Source organism: Deltaproteobacteria bacterium (assembly GCA_019308995.1).
GTDB lineage: Bacteria > Desulfobacterota > Desulfarculia > Adiutricales > JAFDHD01 > JAFDHD01.
Map to the genome: position 1 here is coordinate 1 of JAFDHD010000226.1, position 2,080 is coordinate 2,080.

Annotated in this window: 1 protein-coding gene; it reads left to right on the plus strand. The window is 46.2% G+C overall.

The window, feature by feature from the left end; all coding sequences use genetic code 11:
* Nucleotides 1-568 precede the first annotated feature (568 nt).
* Nucleotides 569-1,999 carry a trimethylamine methyltransferase family protein gene (locus JRI95_17200; GenBank protein MBW2063282.1) on the plus strand — a complete coding sequence of 477 codons (1,431 nt, stop codon included), beginning with the start codon at nucleotides 569-571 and terminating at the stop codon, nucleotides 1,997-1,999.
* Nucleotides 2,000-2,080: the final 81 nt, after the last annotated feature.

Below are 2,080 nucleotides of genomic sequence, written 5' to 3' on the forward strand. Positions count from 1 at the left end.
TAAAGACAATGGATAAGTTTGTCCTAAGCGCCGTTTCTTCATCTGCTTTACCCAAAAAATCTCAATACATGTTGGACTATCCCCGGAAAACAGCAACAAGATAACCGGTGTGTCCAACTCGAAGACAAATTCTAAAACCTTTTACCCGTTAACGCATAATTTGGGTTTATCTTTAACGTTTAAGTAATGAAAGCATAAAGCCATAATACTACGACGTTGTCAAGAAAAATTTTGCCATTAACTAGCATCCCTCACCGGTCTTCGTGGCAAGGTCACGCGAAGGGCAATGGATAAAATTTGGTGGCTCTGCGGACCGATCCATCAGACAAATTGAGGTGGAGGTATTATAAGCGGGCTATAAGCAATTTTCTAACCGGAAATTACTGATCTCAGGTGAATTCGCAAGATCATCTTGAAAATGAAATCGTGTGCGATTTTTTCCTTGACAACTGTTGCTACATTATTCTAGTGGATTTTTATTCCTTAAACGTTAAAGCAACCATATGAAAGGAAGCGCCTGTGATGTTGAATAACAGAGATGGGGCTTTGTGGGGTATGGAGTAAGGCCATGGCGGACGCGAGAATTCCTAAGACCGGTATGAATGCAGTATCAGGGCTTGGATTGAAAATTTTTTCAGACGACGAGATAGAGACCATTCATTACGCGACACTGGAAGTGCTCCATGAAGTGGGAATAAAGGTGGAGTCGGAAAAAGCACTTGAAATCTTCCATGGCGGCGGGGCGCTTATAGAAAAAATGAACGGATACGGCATCGTAAAATTTCCATCTTACCTTGTGGAAGACTGCATCCGATGTGCTCCTCGTACTATAACCTGGTATGGTCGGGATCCTGCGAATGACTTCAAGGTGGAACCTCATCGAGTGGGATTCAGTACGTTTGGTGAATGCATTCAACTTATAGATCCCTATACACGTGAACTGAGGTCACCAACAAAAAAGGACCTGGCCGACGCGACCAGGGTTTGTGACTATCTGGATGAAATAGCCGTTGTGGAAAGGGCCGTCGGGTCTCTGGATCAATACTCTGAAAGCCAATCCCTGCACAATTTTCAAGCAATGGCCACCAATACCACAAAGCATATCTTCCTGGGTTTCAATAATGGTGAAAGTGCCAAAAGGATCATCGAGATGGCGGCTGCCTGTGTTGGAGGCATGGAAAATCTCAGGCAAAGACCGATTGTAACAGCCTTTGTCTGTCCTACCAGCCCCCTTGAGTTGGTTCACACATGCACTGACGTCATCATAGAATGCGCTAGCTCAGGGATTGGAGTAAGCCCTGTCTCCATGGTCCTCTCAGGTGCCACCGCTCCAGCCACCCTGGCGGGTTCATTGATCACACACAATGCCGAGGTATTGAGTGCTATTGTATTGACTCAGTTGACGCGAAAGGGAACCCCATGTACTTATGCAAGCTGCAGCACAATTATGGACCTTCGTTTCGCAGGCCCTGCAATAGGCACACCTGAGTATGGAATAATCAGCGCCGGGCTGACAAGGATCGCTCAATACTATCAACTCCCCTGCTGGGTGGGAGGCGGAAATTCTGACAGCAAACTTCCCGATGCCCAGGCCGCCTATGAAGCAGGACTCACTACAACCATCAGTGCCCTAGCAGGGGCAAATATTATTTATGGTGCAGGGTGTCTTGAATCAGGGTTGACTTTTGATTTCGGGAAATTAAACTATCAAATGGCGCTAGATGTCATAAAAGAAGTTGGTCCTGGTGGTGAGTATATCACGCACCAGCATACCTATGATAATATGAAAAAAATGTCGCGTTCAAATCTGTTCGATCGTAGAAAACGCGACGCCTGGCTGGAAAAAACGGGGGGCAAAAACCTGACGGAGCGCGCCTATGATGAGGTGAAACATATCCTTAAAAGCCATCGCCCTTTGCCGCTTCCCGATGGTGCAGCAGAAAGCATGAGGTCGATCATTGAAGAATACGAATCTGAACTGACCGCTCGCCGCAACTAACGGGAGCTATTGCTATTACCTTAAAAAAGAATTGAAATGGGGAGAATAAGTTACGAGGGACGCCACGATCCGCAGATGGTT

Coding starts and splice junctions, on each gene's coding strand:
- JRI95_17200 (MBW2063282.1), top strand. CDS start 569: ATGGCGGACGCGAGAATTCCTAAGACCGGTATGAATGCAGTATCAGGG.